Annotated in this window: 25 protein-coding genes; 18 read left to right on the top strand and 7 right to left on the bottom strand. The window is 70.7% G+C overall.

Annotated elements, in window-relative coordinates:
* The first annotated feature begins 90 nt into the window (after positions 1–90).
* Together ACIHFD_RS35540 and ACIHFD_RS35535 are read left to right on the top strand one after the other, a co-directional pair.
* Positions 91–3,627, top strand: coding sequence for an alpha-N-acetylglucosaminidase TIM-barrel domain-containing protein (locus tag ACIHFD_RS35540; RefSeq protein ID WP_397370674.1), 3,537 nt, complete (start codon positions 91–93; stop codon positions 3,625–3,627).
* Between the two features lie 79 nt (positions 3,628–3,706).
* Positions 3,707–3,937, top strand: a complete 231-nt coding sequence (locus ACIHFD_RS35535) for a hypothetical protein (protein WP_397370673.1) — start codon at positions 3,707–3,709, stop codon at positions 3,935–3,937.
* Between the two features lie 78 nt (positions 3,938–4,015).
* On the opposite strand, the gene ACIHFD_RS35530 is transcribed toward ACIHFD_RS35535, so the two are convergent.
* The 3 genes from ACIHFD_RS35530 to ACIHFD_RS35520 all read right to left on the bottom strand — a co-directional run bounded on the left by ACIHFD_RS35530 (position 4,016) and on the right by ACIHFD_RS35520 (position 4,980).
* Complete coding sequence (locus ACIHFD_RS35530) at positions 4,016–4,408, bottom strand: DUF3147 family protein (RefSeq protein ID WP_397370672.1); 393 nt, start codon at positions 4,406–4,408, stop codon at positions 4,016–4,018.
* The gene (locus ACIHFD_RS35525; RefSeq protein WP_397370671.1) at positions 4,405–4,746 is read right to left on the bottom strand and encodes a DUF3147 family protein; all 342 of its coding nucleotides are present in this window, start codon (positions 4,744–4,746) and stop codon (positions 4,405–4,407) included. The genes ACIHFD_RS35530 and ACIHFD_RS35525 overlap by 4 nt, the downstream gene beginning before the upstream one ends.
* Before the next feature lie 69 nt (positions 4,747–4,815).
* On the bottom strand, positions 4,816–4,980 hold the full coding sequence (locus ACIHFD_RS35520) for a glycoside hydrolase family 15 protein (RefSeq protein ID WP_397370670.1): 165 nt from the start codon (positions 4,978–4,980) through the stop codon (positions 4,816–4,818).
* Positions 4,981–5,101: 121 nt separating this feature from the next.
* Here ACIHFD_RS35520 and ACIHFD_RS35515 point away from each other — a divergent pair, with 121 nt between their 5' ends.
* The 14 genes from ACIHFD_RS35515 to ACIHFD_RS35450 all read left to right on the top strand — a co-directional run bounded on the left by ACIHFD_RS35515 (position 5,102) and on the right by ACIHFD_RS35450 (position 12,536).
* Positions 5,102–5,236, top strand: coding sequence for a hypothetical protein (locus ACIHFD_RS35515; RefSeq protein WP_397370669.1), 135 nt, complete (start codon positions 5,102–5,104; stop codon positions 5,234–5,236).
* Between the two features lie 109 nt (positions 5,237–5,345).
* Positions 5,346–5,711: a hypothetical protein gene (locus ACIHFD_RS35510; RefSeq protein ID WP_397370668.1), complete on the top strand. Its 366-nt coding sequence runs from the start codon at positions 5,346–5,348 to the stop codon at positions 5,709–5,711.
* A gap of 355 nt (positions 5,712–6,066) precedes the next feature.
* Positions 6,067–6,615, top strand: a complete 549-nt coding sequence (locus ACIHFD_RS35505) for an SRPBCC family protein (protein ID WP_397370666.1) — start codon at positions 6,067–6,069, stop codon at positions 6,613–6,615.
* Between the two features lie 109 nt (positions 6,616–6,724).
* Entirely contained in the window at positions 6,725–7,045 is a 321-nt protein-coding gene (locus tag ACIHFD_RS35500; protein ID WP_355199900.1) for a plasmid stabilization protein, read from the top strand.
* Between the two features lie 264 nt (positions 7,046–7,309).
* Positions 7,310–7,783, top strand: coding sequence for a hypothetical protein (locus ACIHFD_RS35495; RefSeq protein WP_397370665.1), 474 nt, complete (start codon positions 7,310–7,312; stop codon positions 7,781–7,783).
* A 5-nt stretch (positions 7,784–7,788) separates the two neighbouring features.
* Complete coding sequence (locus ACIHFD_RS35490) at positions 7,789–8,910, top strand: SRPBCC family protein (protein ID WP_397370664.1); 1,122 nt, start codon at positions 7,789–7,791, stop codon at positions 8,908–8,910.
* 66 nt (positions 8,911–8,976) lie between these two features.
* Complete coding sequence (gvpJ, locus tag ACIHFD_RS35485; RefSeq protein ID WP_397370705.1) at positions 8,977–9,354, top strand: gas vesicle protein GvpJ; 378 nt, start codon at positions 8,977–8,979, stop codon at positions 9,352–9,354.
* Positions 9,355–9,356: 2 nt separating this feature from the next.
* On the top strand, positions 9,357–10,166 hold the full coding sequence (locus tag ACIHFD_RS35480) for a GvpL/GvpF family gas vesicle protein (protein WP_397370663.1): 810 nt from the start codon (positions 9,357–9,359) through the stop codon (positions 10,164–10,166).
* A complete protein-coding gene (locus ACIHFD_RS35475; RefSeq protein WP_397370662.1) occupies positions 10,166–10,429 on the top strand; it encodes a gas vesicle protein GvpG in 264 nt (87 codons plus the stop codon). Before ACIHFD_RS35480 ends, ACIHFD_RS35475 begins: the two co-directional genes overlap by 1 nt.
* Before the next feature lie 4 nt (positions 10,430–10,433).
* A complete protein-coding gene (gene gvpO / locus ACIHFD_RS35470; RefSeq protein WP_397370661.1) occupies positions 10,434–10,805 on the top strand; it encodes a gas vesicle protein GvpO in 372 nt (123 codons plus the stop codon).
* On the top strand, positions 10,802–11,221 hold the full coding sequence (locus ACIHFD_RS35465; RefSeq protein ID WP_397370660.1) for a gas vesicle protein: 420 nt from the start codon (positions 10,802–10,804) through the stop codon (positions 11,219–11,221). The genes gvpO and ACIHFD_RS35465 overlap by 4 nt, the downstream gene beginning before the upstream one ends.
* Positions 11,211–11,990, top strand: a complete 780-nt coding sequence (locus tag ACIHFD_RS35460; protein WP_397370659.1) for a GvpL/GvpF family gas vesicle protein — start codon at positions 11,211–11,213, stop codon at positions 11,988–11,990. Before ACIHFD_RS35465 ends, ACIHFD_RS35460 begins: the two co-directional genes overlap by 11 nt.
* The gene (locus ACIHFD_RS35455; RefSeq protein WP_397370658.1) at positions 11,987–12,226 is read left to right on the top strand and encodes a gas vesicle protein; all 240 of its coding nucleotides are present in this window, start codon (positions 11,987–11,989) and stop codon (positions 12,224–12,226) included. Before ACIHFD_RS35460 ends, ACIHFD_RS35455 begins: the two co-directional genes overlap by 4 nt.
* Positions 12,207–12,536: a gas vesicle protein K gene (locus tag ACIHFD_RS35450; protein ID WP_397370657.1), complete on the top strand. Its 330-nt coding sequence runs from the start codon at positions 12,207–12,209 to the stop codon at positions 12,534–12,536. Before ACIHFD_RS35455 ends, ACIHFD_RS35450 begins: the two co-directional genes overlap by 20 nt.
* A 72-nt stretch (positions 12,537–12,608) precedes the next feature.
* Here ACIHFD_RS35450 and ACIHFD_RS35445 read toward each other — a convergent pair whose 3' ends face one another.
* The 3 genes from ACIHFD_RS35445 to ACIHFD_RS35435 all read right to left on the bottom strand — a co-directional run bounded on the left by ACIHFD_RS35445 (position 12,609) and on the right by ACIHFD_RS35435 (position 14,687).
* Complete coding sequence (locus ACIHFD_RS35445) at positions 12,609–13,172, bottom strand: hemerythrin domain-containing protein (RefSeq protein WP_397370656.1); 564 nt, start codon at positions 13,170–13,172, stop codon at positions 12,609–12,611.
* A 64-nt stretch (positions 13,173–13,236) separates the two neighbouring features.
* Positions 13,237–14,139, bottom strand: a complete 903-nt coding sequence (locus ACIHFD_RS35440; protein WP_397370655.1) for a family 16 glycosylhydrolase — start codon at positions 14,137–14,139, stop codon at positions 13,237–13,239.
* 152 nt (positions 14,140–14,291) lie between these two features.
* A complete protein-coding gene (locus ACIHFD_RS35435) occupies positions 14,292–14,687 on the bottom strand; it encodes a hypothetical protein (RefSeq protein WP_350735705.1) in 396 nt (131 codons plus the stop codon).
* Positions 14,688–14,853: 166 nt separating this feature from the next.
* Between ACIHFD_RS35435 and ACIHFD_RS35430 the strand changes: the two genes are divergently transcribed.
* Positions 14,854–16,974, top strand: a complete 2,121-nt coding sequence (locus ACIHFD_RS35430) for a hypothetical protein (RefSeq protein ID WP_397370654.1) — start codon at positions 14,854–14,856, stop codon at positions 16,972–16,974.
* A 2-nt stretch (positions 16,975–16,976) separates the two neighbouring features.
* On the opposite strand, the gene ACIHFD_RS35425 is transcribed toward ACIHFD_RS35430, so the two are convergent.
* The gene (locus ACIHFD_RS35425) at positions 16,977–18,641 is read right to left on the bottom strand and encodes a hypothetical protein (RefSeq protein WP_397370653.1); all 1,665 of its coding nucleotides are present in this window, start codon (positions 18,639–18,641) and stop codon (positions 16,977–16,979) included.
* Positions 18,642–18,813: 172 nt separating this feature from the next.
* Between ACIHFD_RS35425 and ACIHFD_RS35420 the strand changes: the two genes are divergently transcribed.
* Positions 18,814–20,598 carry a cellulase family glycosylhydrolase gene (locus tag ACIHFD_RS35420; RefSeq protein WP_397370652.1) on the top strand — a complete coding sequence of 595 codons (1,785 nt, stop codon included), beginning with the start codon at positions 18,814–18,816 and terminating at the stop codon, positions 20,596–20,598.
* Positions 20,599–20,611: the final 13 nt, after the last annotated feature.

Raw genomic sequence — 20,611 nt, 5'->3', positions numbered from 1 at the left:
TTCTGTCGACTCCGGCTGAGTATATTTCGCAGAGACCTTACGAAAAGTCTTTACATAATAGGTTCGCCCTCCCGGAGGTGGCCGCCCCCCATGACACCGCAGATCTCCGCCGCCCCGTTACCGCGCCGACGGCGACCGCTCCTGGCGGCGCTCGCCGTCCTGCTCACGATGCTCGCCGCCCCGTTCGCCGCGCAGCCGACAGCGGCGGCCGGCACCCCCGCGCAGGAGGCGTCCGCCCGGCTCGACGGCCCGGCGGCGCAGGCCCTGGAACGGCTGATCGGGACCTCGCGCGCCAGGCAGGTCACTCTGCGCGCGATCGACAAGGGCACGGGCCGGGACCGGTTCGAGGTGTACGCCGAGAACGGCCGTCTCGTCGTCGCCGGCACGACGCCTGCGGTGCAGCTGACCGGTTTCGGCCACTACCTGCGCCAGGTGGCGCACGCCGACGTCTCGATCAACGGCTCCCAGGTGGACCTGCCCCAGCGCCTCCCGCTGCCCGCGGCCCCCATCGCCAAGGACTCCTCGGTGGACCATCGCTTCGCCCTCAACGACACCAACCAGGGCTATGCGGGGGCGTATCTGAGCTGGCCGGAGTGGCAGCGGCGGATCGACGTCCTCGCGCTGCACGGCATCAACGAGGTGCTCGTCTACGAGGGCCAGGAGGCGGTCTACCAGCGCACCTTCATGGAGTTCGGCTACTCCGACCAGCAGATGCGCGAGTGGATCCCGCAGCCGGGCCACCAGTCCTGGTGGCTGCTGCAGAACATGTGCTGCACCGACAGCCCGATCTCCCAGCAACTCATCGACCGGCGCATCGAACTCGGCCGCAAGATGGCCGACCGCCTGCGTTCCCTGGGCATGGTCCCCGTGCTGCCCGGCTATTTCGGCACCGTGCCGACCGACTTCAAGGTCCGCAACCCGGGTGCCAACACCGTCCCGCAGGGCACCTGGAACCAGCTCGAACGCCCCCACTGGCTCGACCCGACCGATCCGGTCTTCGCGCGCGTCGCCGCCACGTTCTACCGGGTGCAGACCGAGCTGTTCGGGCCCAGCACGATGTACAAGATGGACCTGCTGCACGAGGGCGGCACGGCCGGCACGGTCAACGTCGCGCAGGCGTCGCAGGCGGTGCAGCGGGCGCTGAACGACGCCCACCCCGACGCGCTCTGGACGATCCTGGGCTGGCAGAGCAACCCGCTCCCGGCGACGCTCCAGGCCATCGACCGGACCAAGATGTTCATCGTCGACGGCATCAGCGAGGAATCCGGCATCACCGACCGGGACAAGGACTTCCTCGGTACCGGGTACGCGTTCGGCACGATCTGGAACTTCGGCGGCCACTTCAACCTCGGCGCCCGCCTGACGCTGTGGAACCAGAAGTTCCACGCCTGGCGCGGCAAGTCCGGCACGGCGATGAACGGCATCGCGCTGATGCCGGAGGCCATCGACAACAACCCGGCCGCGGTCGCGTTCTTCACCGACCTGCCGTGGCAGGACGGCCCGGTCGACATGCGGCAATGGTTCGACGACTACGCCACCGCCCGGTACGGCGGCGACGATCCGCACGCCAAGGCGGCCTGGCGGATCCTCCTCGACACCGTCTACAGCTGGCCCGCCGGCGCCGACAGCCGGCACGTCACCGGCCTGTACGACGACGAGCCCGGCCTGGCCAACACCGGCTACCCGCTGCAGTACGACATCGCCGCCTTCGACAAGGCGCTCGACGAGCTGCTCCAGGTCGACCGGCGCCTGCGCGGCTCCGGCGCCTACCGCTACGACCTCGTCGACGTCGCAAGGCAGGTGCTGGCCAACCACAGCCGGCTGCAGCTGCCCAAGATCCGCGCCGCCTACCGCGCCAAGGATCTCGACCGTTTCGAGCGCCTCACCGGCCAGTGGATGGACCGGATGCGGCTGATGGACCGGCTGCTCGGCACCGACGAGAACTTCCTGCTCGGCGCATGGCAGAAGGAGGCCCGACGGCAGGCCGCCACCCCGGCCGAGGCGGCGACCCTCGACTACAACCTCAAGTCGCTGGTCACGCTCTGGGCCTCCGGCGCCCGCCTGCAGGACTACGCCCGCAGGGAGATGAACGGTCTCGTCGGGCAGTACTACGCCAAGCGGTGGCAGCTGTTCTTCGACAGCCTGAAGACCGCGCTGCGCTCGGGCAAGGACTATCCCGAGCGGATCGACTGGATGGCCGTCGCCCAGGACTGGGCCAAGGCCGGCACCAAGCTCGCCTCCGAGCCGCGCGGCGACGCCTACACCGAGGCGAGCCGGGTGGCCGCGCTGCCCGACGGCGCGGTGACCGTCGGGGCCGACCGCAAGGGCGTCAAGCCGGGCGGGGCCGTACAGGTCACCGCCGTGTTCACCAACGACAACACGCTGCGGCCCACCGACCGGGTGACGCTCCAGCTCAGCGCCCCGCGCGGATACCAGGTGCGGGCGACCTCGCCGACCCGCGCGGACCACGTCGCACCGCGCGAGAAGCTCACCGTGACCTGGACGGTGACCGTTCCCGCCGGCGAGGCCCCGGGCGGCAGCCCCGCGCTGGACGTCACCGCCTCCTGGCGCTCCGACGACGCCGAACAGCGGGACACGGCCTCGACCCGCCTGCTGGTCGCCGGAGCCGCGCCCGCGTCGTACCGGACGATGAGCAACACGCAGGCCGAGTTCGCTGCCACCGGCGACGGGATCGCGATCGCGGCGGGCGGCGCGGACCTGTGGCGGGAGACCAACGAGCTGGCCACCGCCTACCGCGCGGACGCCCTGGCCGACGGGCAGCAGCTCGTCAGCACGGTGCTGCGCCAGGACGGCGCGTCGGACTGGACCCGGTCCGGGCTGGTGGTGAGCGACGACCTGGCCACCCCCGGCTCCACCGGCTACGCGAACATCGCCGTCACTCCCGGCCACGGCTGCGTGTTCAGCTGGGATTCCGACGGCGACGGGCAGCTCGACTCGTACGCGGAGGTGGGCGGGTTCGCGCCGCCTGTACACGTGCGCGTCGGCAGGTCCGGAGACCGGCTCACCGGGTCGTGCAGCAGCGACGGCAGGAACTGGGCGGTGATCGGGGCGGCTCGCGTCCCGGGCGCCGCCGCCACACTCGACGCCGGGCTGTTCACCAGCGCGGCCAACCGGGACACCGGTCAGCAGGCCATCGCCGTGCTGACCGATCCCGCGCCGGCCCCGTCGACCGCCCGCGACGGCGCGCAGGACACCCTGCAGAGCCTCCGCAAGCCGGTCACGGCGCTGAGCTGGGAGCCGAACCGGGGCCCCGAGCACGCGAACGACGGCAGCCGGGCCAACTCTCCGTACTTCGCCAGCCAGATGACCTGGGACACGACCTGGTGGCAGGTCGATCTCGGGACGGTCGACGACATCTCGCGCGTCAACGTGCGCAACTACGTCGGGGGCGGGCGCTACTACGAGTACCGGCTGGAGGGCAGCCTCGACGGCGTCACCTGGTTCACCCTCGGCGGACGCCGCGGCCCCCGGGCCGCGACCGACGCCGGGGACACGATGACCACCGAGGCGAAGGCCCGGTACGTACGGGTGGTCGGCACGCACAACACCGCCAACCTGTCGTTCCACCTCACCGAGGTCAGCGTGTACGGGGCGCCGGCGCAATGATATTGACAGGGCACGTGATCCGGAGAGAATAAAGTTCGGTCGCGTTGCTTGAAGTTCACGTGCTCCTGGAGGGACCTTCGTGAGAGTTAAGCAGGGGATTGTCGCGGCGACGATGATCGCCGCCATGCTCGCCGTCGGCTCGACGCCGGCTCATGCCATTCCGCCACCTCCGCCGGGAGGCGACAACCTCACGGTCCTCAGTTACTACGCCGGGGACACTCTCGTCGGACAGCGCTGGTTCGGGTGCAGTCAGCCGGGCCAGTGGGGGTCGCTGGAGGGCCAGCTGAAAGTCACCTGGACACCCTGCTGAACACCCGCTGAACACCCGCTGAACACGGGGCGGCCTGGCCGGCGTACGGCCAGGCCGCTCCCACGTCCGGCCGACGGCTCATCGGCCGCGGCGGGCGCCGAACGCCAGGTACAGCAGACCCGCGACGACCGCCCAGGCCACGGTGGCCACCGCCAGGACGAGCGGAGCGGGCAGCCAGGTCGCCAGCGCCCACACGCACGCGGCGAAGCCGATCATGCCCGTCGCGCCCAGCACCGCGCCGCGGGCGTCCTGGGCGGCCGGGTCGCGCCGATGCTCCTCCTCCTCGATGAGGGTCAGCGTGGCCGCCAGAATGGCGGGAAAGGCCAGGAACACTCCCCCCGCCACAGGTCCCCAGCGCAGCCCGACCAGGCCGGCGGCCACTGAGACGATCGCCCCGAAGGCGAAGCGCACCACCATCCCGCCTACCGGCGCGTCCCGCAGCTTGGCCGGCTGCAGCCGGATCGCGTTCATGTGATCAGCGCCCAGCCCGCGCCGGCGACGGCCGCCCACACCACGAGCGCCGTCAGCGAGCCCGCGAAGGCGCCCAGGCGGCGTACGAGCGGCACGGCCGCCGCGCAGTAGGCCACCAGCGCGACCGATCCGGCGATCATGCCGAGCGCGGACTCGTCGAGCTGATGTTCGCCCTCGTGCAGCACGGTGATGGTCATCCCGGCCAGGGCCACGGCGGGGGCGGCGGCGAAGATGCCGGCGAACCGCTTGGGCGTCAGCATCTCGCCGATCACCGCGAAGACCATCACGAGCAGGCCGCCGAGCAACCCGCGTCCTACGATCCACCACACCTCGCTCATCAGCGGCCCCTCTCGCCGTTCCGCTGCCCGCCGGCCGATCCGGTAACCCCCGATGAGGTAAAGGCCGTCTCACTCGTTCAGGCGGGCGGCGCATTCGAGGAGCAACGCGTGGACGAAGGCCTGCGGGAGGTTGCCGCGCATCTGCCGCTGCGTCACGTCGTACTCCTCGGCCAGCAGGCCCGCCGGGCCGCACGCGGCGCGGTTGCGCTCGAACCAGCGCAGCGCGGTCGGCACGTCGCCCTGCTGGTGGGCGGCGAGCGCGACGAGGAATCCGCAGAGCAGGAACGCGGGCAGCAGCAGCGCGCCGTCGATGCGGGGGTCGTCGGGCGCCCGCTGCCAGCGACCCGAGGGGTGCGTGGCATGGGCGGCGGTGTCGGCGACGATCGTGTCGGCCGGCGCGTTCTCCCCGACGGCGCGCAGCCCGGCCGCGCAGTTCAGGCGGCTGTGCGTCCAGGCGCGGTCGTCCAGCTCCCAGATGCGCCGGAGGTGATCGAGGTCGCCGAGCTGACCGGGGCCGGGGCGGCCAAGGCGCTGCTCGGCAAGGACGTGCTGCCGGACGATCTGCCGTATGTCACCGGGTCCCCTGGGAACTGCGGGCCATGGGCGGCGCGCCCAAGTTCGAGGAGTCCCAGACCCTGCCGGATGTGTCCTATGTCGGCTTCCCCCGCTCGCTGGGCCTGGAGGGCATCGAGGTCGAGAAGCCCGAGGCGATCGGCCCGGCCTGGGACCGCGCCCTGGCCGCCGACCGGCCCGTCGTCCTGGACGTCCACTGCGACCCGGACATTCCGCCGTACACGGAGTTCGAGCAGCTCAAGGACGTCGCCGAGGCCATCATCAAGGGCGACCCCGGCCGGCGCGCGTTCCGCGGTCAGAACCAATATCGCCGGCCGCCGACCGGACGGCCGATGGAGCCCAGGACGAGCAGGATCACGCCGATGACGAGCAGGATGGCACCGATCGTGTAGAGCAGCGAGATGCCGAGCAGCCATCCCAGGAGCAGCAGGATGATGCCGATGATGATCATGTTCTCACCGATCCCGATACGTTGATTTTGTCGAAAACTCGGCTACCCGAGGTGTACGCGGTAAACGTTCACGGTGCCGTGGCGGGGTCACGGGCGATCTGCCGGCAGCGCCTCCACCAGGACAGGACACCGGCCTCCGGCGGGACGGCCTCGGCGAGGGCCTCAGGGTGCGGTTGATGACCACGGCTTGCACGGTTCGGGACCTCTCCGTTGGACGTCATGGGCCCGCGTGGCCGAACGGTGACCGTCGAACGGTTGACGTTAGCCGCGATCCAGGGCGGGCAGGGGGCGAGGCCATGAGCACGATCGAGTACTCCCTAGACGTCAAGGTCCCGATCCGTGTCGCCTACAACCAGTGGACGCAGTTCGAGACGTTCCCCGAATTCATGGAAGGGGTGGAGTCGGTCAAGCAGCACACCGACACCCGCGCCACCTGGCTGGCCGAGATCGCCGGGGTGAAGCGCGAGTTCGAGACCGAGATCACCGAGCAGCACCCCGACGAGCGCGTCGCCTGGCACACGCTCGACAAGCCCCACCACGCCGGCGTCGTCACCTTCCACCGCCTCGACGACGCCACCACCCGCGTCACCCTCCAGATGGAGTACGACCCCGAGGGCTTCGTCGAGACCGCCGGCGACTGGCTCCAGATCGTCCGCATGCGCGTACAGGGCGACCTGCGCCGCTTCAAGGACTACATCGAGACCCGCGGCAGCGAGACCGGCGCCTGGCGCGGCAGCGTGCCGCCCCAGCACGCCGGTGACGCGGTCCCCCGGCCCGATGCTCCGCTGCCGGGGACCGGCACGCCGCGCCCCGGCTATCCGCCGCCCACGCGGCCCGGCCTGTAGTCCACGCGGCCGCGCCTCCCGCCCGGGAGGCGCGGCCGGTTCGTTTCGTGGCTTTGAGCTGGGTAGATGGCGAACACGCCAACCGCGAACATCGGGCAAAGGGGGAAACATGCCTCGCGGATCAAGCCGGAAACGGGAACGACAGTACGAGCACATCAAGAACAGCGCCAAGAAGCGGGGCGAAAGCACCAAGCGGGCCAAGGAGATCGCCGCCCGGACCGTGAACAAGGAACGCGCCAGGGCCGGTGAGTCTCGGACCGCCAGCCGTACCTCGACTCAGGACATCTCCTCGAGCCGGCGCGGAGGGCTGCGCTCGCACTCCGGAGCGGGCGGCCGTACGCGGGATCAGCTCTACGAGGAGGCCAGGCGCCGCAACATCAAGGGCCGCTCCAAGATGAGCAAGGCACAACTGGAGAGGGCTCTCGGTTGACCGGACGCCCTGCCGGAGAGCCGCGGGCCCGCGCAATGTTCCGGCAGGGCGTCAACCGTGCCGCTCCAGGCGTCGAATCAGGTCGGCACCCGTCACTTCACCCTGATCATGATCGCGTGATGCGCCTGCGTATCGCTCTGTTCACTTAGAGTAATCATTGCTCGCCGAACGAAGGTATGTCCATTTTTGGGGTTTATGTGTTTTCGTATCCCCTTCACGGGCAGGGTGGGACCGATCGGGTCAGCCGAGTGAGGAGGGCTGGTCATGAAGCAGAGGTGCCGAGTGGCGCTGGCTCTGGCCGCAGGTTACTACCTTGGCCGGCGCCGCAAACTGCGCTGGGCGGCCGCCTTGGCGGCGGCCGGGGTGGCCGGCGCGTTGCGGCAGAGCAATGGCGGGGGCGGTCTCCTGGGGCAGGGGCTGAAGGTTCTCGGCTCGTCTCCGGAGATCGAACAACTCACCGGCAGGCTGCGCGGAGAACTGCTTGAGGTCGGCAAGGCGGCCGCCGTCGCCGCGACGAGCAGGCAGATCGACTCCCTGACCGAGAAGCTGCATGGGCGAGCCGAGTCGATCCGGCAGGCGGGACGCCCGCGTGCCGCGGAGGAAGAGCCGGAAGACGAGGAAGAGTACGGCGAGGATTCGTACGACGAGGAGCCTCCGGAGGAGGAGAAGCCCCGCGTGCGGCGGCCGGGAGCCGGGCGGGTCCCGTCCGTCCCGCCTGTGAGCAGAGGGCGGAGGTGAGATCCATGGCACAGGAGAGCAAGGCCGGGACGGTCCAGAAGGTCGCACAGGAGGCGCTGCCGAAGGATCTCCTCATGGAGGGTGCGCAGAAGCTGGTCCAGGCTCTGGTGGAGCGAGCGCTGTCGTCTCTCACCGATCGGCTCGAAGGCATGACGGGCAGGCTCAACGAATACGCGGAAGGCGGCGGAACCGGGCTGTTGAGAGCCGTCACCGGATCCGAGGGCGGTCCCGGGAAAATCATCGGGAAATCGCTGCTGGCCGGGGCGGGAGAAGCCGTCAAGGAGACGGTCCGAGGACTGGGGAAGAAGGGGAAAAAGGGCGGCAAGGAGCGCGTCGTCAATATCGTCGAATGGATGGACGTGGGTGCCCCGATCCGGGTCGTCTACAACACGTGGACCCAGTTCGAGAATTTCCCGGGCTACATGAAAAAAGTGGAGCACGTAGACCAGGAATCCGATCAGAAGGTCAACTGGAAGGCGCAGATCCTCTGGTCTCACCGGGCCTGGGAGTCGCACATCGTCGAGCAGGTGCCCGACCGGCGGATCATCTGGCGGTCGAAGGGGCCCAAGGGCTACGTCGACGGCGCGGTGACCTTCCACGCCATCACCCCCGATCTCACCCGCATCCTGATCGTCCTGGAGTATCACCCGCAGGGCGTGGTCGAGCACGTCGGCAACATCTGGCGGGCGCAGGGCAGGCGGGCGCGCCTGGAGTTCAAGCTCTTCCAGCGGCACGTGATGACGCAGACCCTGCTGCATCCGGAAGAGGCGGAGGACGGCGGCTGGCGTGGCGTGATCCACGACGGAAAGGTGGTCAAGACGCACGAGGAGGCCCTCGAGGAGGAGCGGGGCGAGGAAGAAGAGGAAGAAGAGGAGCGGCCGGAAGAGGAGCCCGAAAGCGAATACGAGGAGGAGCCTGAGGCCGAATACGAGGAGGAGCCTGAGGCCGAATACGAGGAGGAGCCGGAAGAAGAGGAAAAGGAAGAGGAAAAGGAAGAGAGAACCCGTCACCGCGCCGAGACCGGCAGGGGCCAGGGCGCCCGGCGTCCGGTGCGACGGCGTCCCGCGGAAGAGGAGGAAGAGCCCCGGCGGCCGGTTCGCCGCAGGGTGGCCACCCGACGCGGGTGACGCCGCCGTCAGGCGGGGTGGCGATCGAGGAGCGAGGAAATGACTGTACAACCCGCGGCGGGCGGAATGGCGGAACGTCCGACCCCGACGGGTCTGGCGGACGTGATCGACACGATCCTCGACAAGGGACTGGTGATCGACGCCTACGTCCGGGTCTCACTGATCGGCATCGAGATTCTGACCGTCGACGCGCGCATCGTGATCGCCAGCGTCGACACGTACCTGCGCTTCGCCGAGGCCGTGAACCGGCTGGATCTCGCCGAACAGAGCCAGGGGCTGCCGGAGGTCATGCAGGAGATGAAGGGCGGCCAGATCGGCGACAGGACCAAGGACATCACGCAAGGGGTGCTGGAGGCCGCAGGGGACAAGCTGCACGAGCTGGTCGGCGACCTCACCGAGGACTCCGAACGCCGGCCCGCCCGGCGTAGCCGGAGGGAAGGCTGACCATGGCCGAGTCTGTCGACACCGTTCCTTCCTTGGCCGAGGAGGAGCGCACACCCCTGGATCGGGATCTCAGCACCTACGTCTACGGGATTGTGCCTGAGGACGTGCAGGTCTCCGACGACGCGCGCGGCGTGGGCGCCGCCCCCGTGCGACTCGTACGGCACGGCAAGATCGGCGCCCTGGTGAGCGAGGTGGCGGTCACCGGCCCGCTGGGCACGCCCGACGACCTCGTGGCGCACCAGCAGCTGCTGGACGCCACCGCGGCCGAGGTTCCCGTGCTTCCCCTCCGGTTCGGCGCGGTGCTGACGAACCGGGAAGCGGTGGTGGACGAGCTGCTGGCCCCGCATCACGACGAGTTCCTCGCCGCCCTCGACGAGCTGGAGGGACGGGCCGAGTTCGTCGTCAAGGGACGCTACGACGAGCGGGCGGTGCTCATGGAGGTGCTGAACGAGAACGTCGAGGCGGCCCAGCTGCGCGACGAGATCCGGGGCAAGCCCGAGGCCGCGACCAGGGAGGCGCGCATCCGGCTGGGCGAGGTCGTCAACCAGGCGGTCAGCGCCAAACGGGAGGCCGACACCGAGTCCGTCCTCGACCGGCTCACCCCGCTCAGCGTCTTCACCGTCATACGCGAGCCGTCTCACGAGCGGGACGCCGTCCACCTGGCGCTCCTGGTCGAGAGCGACCGCCGGGACGCGCTGGAGGGGGCCGTGGAGGAGTACTCCCGGCTGTGGGCGGGACGGATCGAGCTGCAGCTGCACGGCCCGCTGGCGCCGTACGACTTCGTGGTGAGCGCCGGGGAGGGCGGCGGCTGATGGGCCTGCTCAGCCTCGTCTTCGGCTGGCCGCTGGCGCCGCTGAGCGGCGTGATCCGGCTCGGTGAGCTGATCCAGGAAGAGGTCGAGCGCGAGCTGCGCGATCCGACGGTGGTCAGGCACCGGCTGGAGGAGATCGAGGAGTCCCGGGCCGCCGGCCTGATCTCCGAGGAGGAGGAGGCCCTGGAGACGCAGGAGGTCCTGCAGGGGATGATGGGCGGCCCCGGTCCGGTCGAGCCGGCGCGGCGGGACGAGGGGAGGTGATCCTGTGCCTGAGAGGCGAAGGTCTCGCGAGGAGGGGATTCCGCCGCCGGCGCGTTCGAGAGACCCCGCCCGCGACACCGCCGAGCGGCCGAAGCGCCGCCCCCGTGGCCTGTCCGCCGTGACCGCGGGCGGGTTCGGGTTGCAGCACATCGCGGACCTGACCGGCAGGGAGACGGAGGGCGTGACCCGGGTGAAGCCCGAGGACGACGGGTGGCTGGTCAACGTCGAGGTCGTCGAGGACCGCCGCGTCCCTTCCTCCGGTGACATCCTCGCACTCTACGAGGCCGAACTGGACACGGAGGGCGATCTGCTCTCCTACCGGAGGCTGCGGCGTTACCGGCGTGGCAGCGGCGACTACGCGGAGGAGTCGCGATGACCGAGCAGTACCGGCCGGGGGTCGTGGGACGCCAGTCCTACCCCTCCTCGGTGTCCTCGGGTCGCGAACCGGCCAACCTGGGCGACATCCTCGAACGGGTCCTCGACCGGGGCGTGGTGATCGCCGGGGACATCCGCGTGAACCTGCTGGACATCGAGCTGCTCACGATCAAGCTGCGGCTGATCATCGCCTCGGTCGACACCGCCAGGGAGATGGGCATCGACTGGTGGGAGCACGATCCCTGGCTCACCGGCAAGGACAAGGCCCTCGTCGAGGAGAACCGCCGGCTGCGCGACCGGATCGCGGCCCTGGAGGAGGGCCGGCCGCGGCGCCGCGCCATCGAGCCGATCGAGGGCGAGGTCGAGTACGTGGAGGTCGAGGAGCGGCCGGTCAGAAGGGGACAGCGTGGTGGATGACGCGGGCACGTACCTCTACGCCGTTGCGAGCGACGTCGCCGTCCCCTGCCCGGAGGGCCTGAAGGGGGTGGCCGACCGGGACGTGCGGGCCATCGCCGAGTCCGGCCTGGTCGCGTACGTGAGCACCGTCCCGCTGGACCAGTTCGGTGAGGAGCCGCTGCGGCGATCCATGGAGGACCTCGACTGGCTGGGCGCGACCGCCCACGCCCACCACCGCGTGGTGGAGGCGGTGGCGCGGCTGGGGCCGGTCGCCCCGGTGCGCCTCGTCACGGTCTACAGCGGCGAGGAGCAGGTCCGCCGCCTGCTGGAGGAACGGCACGACGACTTCGCCGACACGCTCACCCGCGTCGCGGGCCGGCAGGAGTGGGGGGTGAAGGCGTACGTGGTGAAGACCGAGACCGCCCCGGTGGCGCCCGAGACGAGCGACCAGGAGCGGTCCAGTCCTGGCACCGCCTACCTCAAGCGGCGCCAGGCGAGCCTGCGCACCCGCGAGGAGTCGTGGCGGGACGCGGGGGTGCGGGCCGAGCGCATCCATGACGTCCTCAGGTGCTTCGCGGTCGCGAGCCGGCGGCATCGGGCGCAGGACCCGCAGCTTTCCGGCAGGGACGAGTGGATGGTCCTCAACGGCGCCTACCTGGTCGACGAGGAGCGCGCGGAGGAGTTCGCGCGGACCCTGGACGACCTGCGCGGGCAGGGGATCGAGCTGGAGCTCACCGGCCCCTGGGCGCCCTACTCGTTCACGGTTCTGGAGGAGGGAGGCCCGCGATGACCCACGACGCGCCACCGCGCGGCGCCGTCCTGGCCGCGGAGGAGCGCCTGCCGGCGGAGCGGGTGGCGCTGGTCGACCTGCTGGACCGGCTGCTGGCCGGCGGCGTGGTGGTGAGCGGGGATCTCGTCCTGTCCATCGCGGACATCGACCTGGTACGCATCTCCGTCCGCGCGCTGATCATGTCGGTGCGCGAATCCGACACTTTCGGGGGCGTCGATGGCGAGCCCTGGAAATGAGCCGGCCACCCGGGTTCGGGAGGCGCGATCCAGCCGCCTGCGCATCGAAGCCGACCGGGAAGCGGTCGAACGTGACCTGTCGCGCCTCGTCCTCACCCTGGTCGAGCTCGTGCGCCAGCTGGTGGAGCGGCAGTGCGTGCGGCGGATGGAACAGGGCGACCTGTCGGACGAGCAGGTCGAGGTGCTGGGCGTGACGTTGATGCGGCTGGAGGAGGCCATGACGGAGCTGTGCGAGCGCTTCGACCTGTCGCCGTCGGACCTGAACCTCGACCTCGGGCCGCTCGGCACGCTCCTCCCCGAGGACCGCTGACCCGGCTCAGGAGCCGCTCTCCCGCCAGTGAGATAGTGTCCCCAGGCCGACGGGCCTGGGGACGGATTCACTTCAGGAGCGGCCCCGGCCGGTGAGGGCGTCGCGGATGCGATCCACCAGCCCCGTCCCCGCCGCCAGCAGTTTGTTGGCCGGCGGGGTGTCGGGCGCCGATGGATGCGGCCGGGTGGGAGCCGTCTTCTTTGCCCGCTGCACCTTGGCCCCGAGTTCCCTCAGCTTCTCGGGCGCGCAGGCCTCGCGCAACCGGGGGAACAGATCGTTCTCCTCTTCGCGGACGTGGGCGCGGATCTGGCTCATCAGCAGGTCCGTGGTGGGCCAGAACTCGGCGTCGCCCGGCTCCAGCCCTTCGAGCCGCTTCATGGTCTCCTCGGCGTCGGCGTGCTCCGAGATCTCCTGATCGGCCAGCTTGGCGCCGCCTGAGACGTGCTCGCGGACGGCCGGGTACAGGTATTGCTCCTCGGCGACCGAGTGCCGTACCAGTTCGATGACCACCTGCTCGGTCAGCGTCTTGGGCTCCTCGCCGATCGCACCCCTCATGTGGTCGAGCTCGGAGAACATCCGCTCGACCTCACGGTGGTCGGTGACCAGGACCTCGATCACATCTTGCTGCGTGTTCATGCGAGCCTCCTCTCGCGGCCCACATTCCCGCTGACAGCGGCCGAAACCTGCGGCGGCCCGGCTGTCACCAGGCGCGCGTCCGCCCGAACCACACGTTGCGGGCGCGGAAATAGGTGTCGCCGTCGGGACCGGGCCGCTGGTCGGCCCAGCCGGCGTCGCCCTCCTCGATGTTGGAGGCGTAGGAGCCCATCTGCAGGTTGATGATGAGCGTCTGCGCGACACCGGCCCAGCCGTAGCCGGTGTGGGTGTCCACGTAATTTCCGTCGAAGTAGTAGTCGAGTTTGACGTCGTCGCCGCTCTTGTACATCCAGACCCGATATTTGTGAAACCCGTCGGGGTTGTCGACGGGCACCTCGGAACGCTGGTAGGTCGCTCCGCCGGCTGTCTTGTAGTACGTGTTGAAGAAGTTGACGGCCTTGCCCTGCTCGTTGACGCCGACGTATTCCAGGATGTCGGTCTCCGGCGGCCATTCCGGCCAGGTGCCGGTAGTCCAGAAAGCCGGCCAGATGCCCGGCCCGGTCTGCGTCCGGAACTCGCCCTCGATGTCGTACTCGGGGAACTGGTCGTTGACGATGATCTGCTGCTTGGCGTGGATGGCCCCGGAGCGGTACCACAGGGGGGCGTGCGGCGGCTGCGGGCTGGTCCCGGGCGAGGTGGACAGCCTGGTCGCCTTCAAAGTCAGCACGCCTTGGCTGAGGGAGACCTGGGCGGCCTCCATGCGCGCGGCGCCATTGTGGGTGTCGGGGTCGCTGTCCCAGGGATAAAGGTAATTCCACGCCGCGTTGAAGGCCGTTTGACTGTTGAAGGAGGTTTTCTCGACGAGGTTCTCCCAGGTGGCCGCACTACTGCCGGCGCGGGTAGCGGCTGCCTGGGCGTCGGCGGGGATGAGCGAAAGCCCCAGGCCCATGCCGCCGGCTGCCGCCGCCGAGGTCAAGAATGTACGCCGATTGATTTCCTGATCGGACATTTCTTCCTTACGCGGGGATGAGAAGTGCGGGAATGCCGGATCGGCCCTTAATCGGGTTAATGATCATGGTCGGGCGGACTCAGTATGCCCCATGGGCCGCCACGTCCGCCACCGCCCCGCGGGCCTGAGGCCTCGCCTCTGCCCCTACGTCCTCACCGCCGGTCGGGCGGACCTGGCGTGCCGATGTTGATGGAGCCGGAGATGTCACCGGCCTGGATGACCGTGCCGGTGATGCGGGCGTCGCCGCCGATGGTGTTGCTCACGTCGTGCTTGTACTGAAGGAGGCGGGCCGTCTCACCGGCCCAGTCAGCCAGCGATCGCTGGAACTCGGCGTCCGCGTGCGCGTGGTCCACCAGGACCCGCGTCGTCTCCTCCGGTGACCTCGTGTCAGCCTGCTCCAAGGCGGCCGTGACGGCGGCATCCGTGCCGAACCGCCGCCGCACGAGGGCCGTCAGCGAGCCCCACGCGCTCTTGCCGGCCTCGCCCGCGGCGCCTCCGACGATGGCGGAGACCACCGCCGTCAGGGTGGCGATGACACTGGGATCCATCGCTCCTCTTTCGCGTGTGAGAGGTGTCCTTCGAGCGTAGATCCACACCGGGGCCGAGCGCGCACGGCACGGGTACTCATGCCGATCGGTTATGGCTTCCCTGTGCGTATCCGAGAGTCCCGGCCGAGGGGGAACACTCCTGAATCGTGACCGGCGAAGAGCGTTCATGGGCGAGGCGGGCGTGGTGAGCGCCGAAGGTAGCGGAATTGTCCGCAATGAGCTCTCCGGGCAGGTGACCGGTGCGGTGGTGCAGGCTGCGGACGTCGGTGTCATCAACATCGCCGCAGCGCCCGCCATGCCCGCCGCTCCCGTCCGGGTCCCCCGGCAGGTGCCCGCGGAGCCGCCCGGCTTCGTCAACAGGACGCTCGAGCTGGCGTTGCTCGACCGGCACCTGGCCGACGGTCCCGCCGTGGCGGTCGTCTGCGGCCTGAAGGGAGTCGGCACGAGCGCCGTCGGGCGGCGCTGGGCCCACCAGGCGCAGGAGCGCTTCGGCGACGGCCAGCTCTACGTGGACCTCGGGGCGCTGCGGCACGGCGGGGCGACCGGGGTTAGCGACGTCCTCGCCGCCTTCCTGCGGGCGCTCGGCGTCCACGAGAGCTGGATCCCGGAGGAGTTGCCGGAGCGGGCGGCGATGTTCCGCTCGATGACGGCGGGGTCGCGGCTGCTCGTGCTGGTGGACGGCGCGGAGCACGCCGCGGAGGTGACGCCGCTGTGCCCGGCCTCGCCCGGCAGCGCCGTGGTGGTGACCAGCCACCGTCAGCTGCGCGGGCTGCTCGCCGAGGGCGCGGTGCCCGTCACGGTCGGCCCGCTGGAAGCCGAGCAGGGGCTGCGGCTGCTGACCGGGATGCTCGGGGAGGAACGAGTCCACGGGCAGCGTACGCACGCCGTCGAGCTGGTGCGGCTGTGCGGCGGGCTGCCGATCGCCCTGCGGATGGCCGGCGCGCAGCTGCTGCGGCACCCGGCGTGGTCGGTCGAGCGGCTGATCCGCGACCTGGCCGAGGCCGGACGGCGTCTCGACCGGGCGGCCACGGAGGGCGGGGTGTCCATGGACGCGTTCTTCGAGGCTGTCTATGAGGGATTGCCGGAAGGCGCCGCCCGGCTCTACCGGCTGCTCGGCGTGCTGCCCGGCAGCGCGTTCAGCCCGGGGCTCGCCGCCGCCGTGCTGGACGACGAGCCGGATCAGGCGCTGGACCTGCTGCTCGACGCGCATCTGGTGGAGGAGTTCGCGGAGGACCGCTACCGGATGCATGACCTCGTCCGCCTGCACGCGGCCCGTCGTGCGCGCAGCGCGGAGCCGCCCGAGGCGCGGGAGTCGGCGCTGCGGCGGGCGGCGGAGTGGTATCTGACCGGGGCGGCCGCCGCCGACGCCGCGATGGGCAGGCGGTTGCGGCTGGCCGACCATAGCGAGCGCGCGGGGTGGTCGTTCGCCTCGCGCGGTGAAGCCCTCGACTGGCTGGACGCCGAACGCGCCGACCTGCTGGCGGTGGTGCGCGCCGCCGCCGCGCGCGAGTGGGACGAGATCGTCTGGCAGCTGGCCGAAGCGCTCTGGCCGCTGCACCACGATCGCGGCTATCACGCCGACTGCGCCGAGGCCAACGCTCTGGGGGTGGAAGCCGCGCTCCGCCTGGAGGCTCCCGCCGTGGAGGCCAGGATGCGCAACCAGTTGGCGCGTGCCCAGCTGATGCTCGGCGAGCTCGACCAGGCTCACGATCAGCTCGTACGGGCCCGGCAAGCGGCCCGCGCGTCCGGCGACCCGAGGATGGAGGCGGTGGTCCTGGAGTCGCTGGGCCGGGCCGCCCTCGTCCAGGCGGAGCCCGACACCGCCGCCGAGAGCTTCGCCGCGGCCTCGGCCATCCACGAGCTGGCGGGCAACGGCCGAGGGGTGGGCATGCAGCAGTACCACCTCGGGCTCGCCCACCTGGACGCCGGCCGGCACGGGCAAGCGGCGGCCGCCCTCGGCCGCGCCCTGCCCCTCATGGTCGCCGCCGGAGACGCGCTCAGCCAGGGGCGGATCCACCTGGAGCTGGCCAGGGCCCAACGCGGGCTCGGACGCCGTGCCGAAGCGATCCGGTCGGCGCGGACCGCCGCGGAGATCACGCGCGAGTGCCGGGTGCCGGTGAAGGAGACCCAGGCGTGGGAGCTCCTGGCGGAGCTGGCTGAGGGCGGCGGCGACCGCGAGGAGGCGGCGGAGTGCCTGCGGCGGGCCCTGTCGGTCTGCCTGGCCTCGGGCAACCTGCCCAGGGCCGAGACGCTGCGTGCCCGCCTGGCCGCCGTGGACCGACCCTGATCTCAGGCGTCACAGCTGACGACCACCTGCCGGTCGCCCACCCGGACGGTGATCCCGGAGCGGAGATCCTCCCGGCTCCGGCCCCGCACGAGCCAGCCGTACACCGCGGACGGCAGGCAGCGGGGGTCAGGATCGCCGCCGGGGGCCGGCGTAATGCCGACCCGCAGCCGTTCTCCGTCCCTCAACGTCAGGTCGACCGACCGGTCGCCGACGATCTCGGCCGCCATGAAGCAGCCGGGATACCGTCGCAGCGTCTCCTGAGCCCAGCCCGGCCGCGTTTCCCGGCCGACCACGATCGCGGCGTTCTCCAGCAGCCGCGGGTTCACCTCCTCGGCGTCCACGACCAGATGCGGGTCACGCACCTGGCTTCCGGGTGGGCGCTCCAGGACGGCGGGATATCGGCTGACGGTCACGCAGTCGCCGCCGACCACCGCCTCCACCTCGAAGGAGAGCACCTCGCCGCGCTCGGGCAGCGGCTCGGCGAGTGGCCGGGCGGTCGCGGGCGCGGCGGGCTCGGGCAGCTCCATCAGCCGGTACGCCAGGCGCCGCAACAGGCCCTCCGCCTGACCGGGCATGCCGAGGGTACGTCCGGTGACGTCGTCGTGCGGACCGTGGGCCGCCATGACCCGCTCGATCTGCGACAGGACGGCGCCGGCCGGGTCCAGCCGGGGCAGGGTCCCGGACAGCAGGGCCGTGGGGGAGCCGGGGTCGAGCTCCTCGGCCTCGCCTCCGGAGGAGGCCAGGAGCACCGGGCGGCCCAGGGCGGCGCCGTAGAAGGTGACGGAGCCGTGATCGCCCACGATGACGTCCGACGCCACGAGCGCGGCCTGCCAGCCCTGCTGCGGCGGGAGCACCAGCAGGCCGCCGTCGCGGGCGTCGGCCAGCCACAGGCGTACCTGCAGGCCGCCGTGGCCGTACCAGGCGTTGGGGTGTGCCGCCAGCACGATCTGGTATTCGTCGACGGGGAGCTCCGCCACCAGCCGGGCCACCAGGTCGCCGTTCGCGCCGAGCAGGGAATGCGCGCCCCACGTCGAGCTGACCAGCACCAGCTTGCGGTGCGGGCCCACCCCCAGAGCCCGCCGGTAGCGGTCACGCCGGGCGAGATTGGCCCGGATCCGGTCGAACACCAGGTCGCCGACCACCACGGCCCGCGGGAGCGCCTCGGGACAGTCCCGCTCCAGCCGCGCCAGTTGCTCGTGATGCGACAGGGCGATGGCCGCCGGCACGATCCTGCCCTCGTGGACGAGCTGGCGCCGCGCCAGGCCCGAGACCCCGCTCTCGGGGCCGTCCGCCGGGCTGAGGAGCCGGTTGTACCCGGCACCGTGCGGCACCACCAGCAGCGGGGCCTTCAGCTGGTGCAACGCGCCGTTGGCGCTGGCCGAGACGGCGAGGTGGAACGGCGTCTCCACGGCCTGCGACCAGGGCACGGTCCGCGCCTGGACGCTGCGCAGGTAATCATCGACGCCGTCGCCGAAGGCCGAGCCGGCCGCGACCGTGAACAGCACCTGCACGCGAGGGTCGGACCGGAACAACGGCAGGATCTCCAGCAGCCGGCCGGCCGAGGTCACCGTACGCGCCACCGCGAGGACGGTGCGGCTGGAGCCGACCGTGCGCCACCGGGCAGCCTCGTCCCCGACCGGCACGCGCAGCCAACGCTCGCCGCTCATGAGATCACACTGTATCCCCACTGGTCGGGATGAAAGTTTCAGCAGCGTTCGCCGCCTTATTCAAGGTCGGCGCGGCTGCCCCGTCCCCGGCACCGGGCGCGTTCTTGCGAAGCGGACTCGTCGGGAAGAACGTTTGGGAGCGCTCCCATTCATAAAGTCACGGAGAACCCCCATGTCCATTCACCGGAACTCGTGGCGCAGAGCCTTGTCGGCCGCGGCCGCCGTGCTGCTCGCCGGATTCGGTCTCGCCGCCGCGCAGACCGCTGCCGAGGCCGCGGCGTCGTGTTCGGCCACCTACTCCAAGGTCTGGGACAACGGCAGCGCCTTCGGCGCCAACATCAACGTCACCAACACCGGTGACCCGTTGACCAAGTGGTCGTTGAGCTTCGACTTCCCCGACAACCAGGTGATCACCCAGATGTGGGAGGGCGTGCCGACCCCGGCCACGCCCACCCCGGCGGGTGCGGCCGTCACCGTCAACCCGACCACCTACAACGCCGCCAAGGCCACCGGGGCGACGTGGACCGTCGGCTTCAACGGCACGTACACCGGCGCCAACAACCCGCCGCCCAGCGTCTCGTGCGTCGGCAACGGCAACGGAGGCCCGCAGCAGCAGGCTCTGGTGGTCTCCTCGACCAGCGTGAGCGTGCCCGAGGGCGGGACCGCGAGCTACACGGTCCGCCTGCAGTCCCAGCCGACCGGCAACGTGACGGTCACCAGCACCGCGGGCACCGGCGACAGCGACATCACCGTGAGCGCCGGCGCCTCCCTGACCTTCACCACGTCCAACTGGAGCACCCCGCAGACCGTGACGCTCCGCGCGGCACAGGACACCGACCGGCTCAACGGCACCCGGCCCATCAGCGTCGCCTCCTCCGGCCTGACCACGGTCACGGTCAACGCCACCGAGGCCGATGACGACGACGGCACCAACCTCCCGGCGCCGATCCTGCGCGTCTCCGGGAACAAGCTGGTCGCCGGCAACGGCAACACCTACCGGCTGCTCGGCGTCAACCGGGCCAGCGGCGAGTTCGCCTGCGTGCAGGGCAAGGGCATGTGGGACAGCGGCCCGGTGGACAAGGCCTCGATCGACGCCATGAAGGCGTGGAACATCCACGCGGTCCGGATCCCGCTGAACGAGGAGTGCTGGATCGGCACCAACGGCTCGCCCAGCGGCGCCGCGTACCAGCAGAACGTCAAGGACTACGTGAACCTGCTGGTGAACAACGGCGTCACGCCGATCGTGGAGATGCACTGGAACTACGGCCAGTACACCGGTCAGGGCGCCGGCTGCTCCGACACCGCGGCGACCTGCCAGAAGCCGATGCCCGACGCGCAGTACGCGCCCACGTTCTGGACCGGCGTGGCCAACGCGTTCAAGGGCAACAACGCGGTCGTCTTCGACCTGTTCAACGAGCCCTACCCGGACGCCGCGGCGAACTGGAACGCGACCGCCGGCTGGACCTGCTGGCGCGACGGCGGCACCTGCACCGGCATCAGCTACCAGGTGGCCGGCATGCAGTCGCTGGTCAACGCCGTACGCGCCACCGGCGCCACCAACGTGATCATGCTCGGCGGCCTGGCCTGGTCCAACGACCTGAGCCAGTGGCTGACCTACAAGCCGACCGACCCGGCCGGCAACCTCATGGCCGCCTGGCACACGTACAACTTCAACACCTGCTCCAACGTCTCCTGCTGGAACAGCCAGGTCGGCGCCGTGGCCGCGCAGGTGCCCGTGCACGCCGGCGAGATCGGGCAGAACTCCTGCGCCCACGACTACATCGACCAGGTGATGGCCTGGGCCGACGCGCACGGCGTCGGATACACCGCCTGGACCTGGAACCCGTGGGGCTGCAGCCAGGGCAACGTCCTCATCACCGACTACAACGGCACCCCGACCAGCACGTACGGCGAGGGCTTCAAGGCACACCTGCTCACCCAGAACCCCTACTCGTAGAACCCCCGGCCCG

Source organism: Nonomuraea sp. NPDC051941, assembly GCF_044593615.1.
The sequence above is the reverse complement of the archived record's forward strand: the minus strand, read 5'-3'. Positions and strand labels throughout refer to the sequence as shown.

Bases quoted from the DNA above. Each gene is read 5' to 3' on its own strand.
- ACIHFD_RS35540 (WP_397370674.1), top strand. From the start codon at position 91: ATGACACCGCAGATCTCCGCCGCCCCGTTACCGCGCCGACGGCGACCG.
- ACIHFD_RS35530 (WP_397370672.1), bottom strand. From the start codon at position 4,408: ATGAACGCGATCCGGCTGCAGCCGGCCAAGCTGCGGGACGCGCCGGTA.
- ACIHFD_RS35525 (WP_397370671.1), bottom strand. From the start codon at position 4,746: ATGAGCGAGGTGTGGTGGATCGTAGGACGCGGGTTGCTCGGCGGCCTG.
- ACIHFD_RS35510 (WP_397370668.1), top strand. From the start codon at position 5,346: ATGGGCGGCGCGCCCAAGTTCGAGGAGTCCCAGACCCTGCCGGATGTG.
- ACIHFD_RS35505 (WP_397370666.1), top strand. From the start codon at position 6,067: ATGAGCACGATCGAGTACTCCCTAGACGTCAAGGTCCCGATCCGTGTC.
- ACIHFD_RS35500 (WP_355199900.1), top strand. From the start codon at position 6,725: ATGCCTCGCGGATCAAGCCGGAAACGGGAACGACAGTACGAGCACATC.
- ACIHFD_RS35495 (WP_397370665.1), top strand. From the start codon at position 7,310: ATGAAGCAGAGGTGCCGAGTGGCGCTGGCTCTGGCCGCAGGTTACTAC.
- ACIHFD_RS35490 (WP_397370664.1), top strand. From the start codon at position 7,789: ATGGCACAGGAGAGCAAGGCCGGGACGGTCCAGAAGGTCGCACAGGAG.
- gvpJ (WP_397370705.1), top strand. From the start codon at position 8,977: ATGGCGGAACGTCCGACCCCGACGGGTCTGGCGGACGTGATCGACACG.
- ACIHFD_RS35480 (WP_397370663.1), top strand. From the start codon at position 9,357: ATGGCCGAGTCTGTCGACACCGTTCCTTCCTTGGCCGAGGAGGAGCGC.
- ACIHFD_RS35475 (WP_397370662.1), top strand. From the start codon at position 10,166: ATGGGCCTGCTCAGCCTCGTCTTCGGCTGGCCGCTGGCGCCGCTGAGC.
- ACIHFD_RS35465 (WP_397370660.1), top strand. From the start codon at position 10,802: ATGACCGAGCAGTACCGGCCGGGGGTCGTGGGACGCCAGTCCTACCCC.
- ACIHFD_RS35455 (WP_397370658.1), top strand. From the start codon at position 11,987: ATGACCCACGACGCGCCACCGCGCGGCGCCGTCCTGGCCGCGGAGGAG.
- ACIHFD_RS35450 (WP_397370657.1), top strand. From the start codon at position 12,207: ATGGCGAGCCCTGGAAATGAGCCGGCCACCCGGGTTCGGGAGGCGCGA.
- ACIHFD_RS35445 (WP_397370656.1), bottom strand. From the start codon at position 13,172: ATGAACACGCAGCAAGATGTGATCGAGGTCCTGGTCACCGACCACCGT.
- ACIHFD_RS35440 (WP_397370655.1), bottom strand. From the start codon at position 14,139: ATGTCCGATCAGGAAATCAATCGGCGTACATTCTTGACCTCGGCGGCG.
- ACIHFD_RS35435 (WP_350735705.1), bottom strand. From the start codon at position 14,687: ATGGATCCCAGTGTCATCGCCACCCTGACGGCGGTGGTCTCCGCCATC.
- ACIHFD_RS35430 (WP_397370654.1), top strand. From the start codon at position 14,854: ATGGGCGAGGCGGGCGTGGTGAGCGCCGAAGGTAGCGGAATTGTCCGC.
- ACIHFD_RS35425 (WP_397370653.1), bottom strand. From the start codon at position 18,641: ATGAGCGGCGAGCGTTGGCTGCGCGTGCCGGTCGGGGACGAGGCTGCC.
- ACIHFD_RS35420 (WP_397370652.1), top strand. From the start codon at position 18,814: ATGTCCATTCACCGGAACTCGTGGCGCAGAGCCTTGTCGGCCGCGGCC.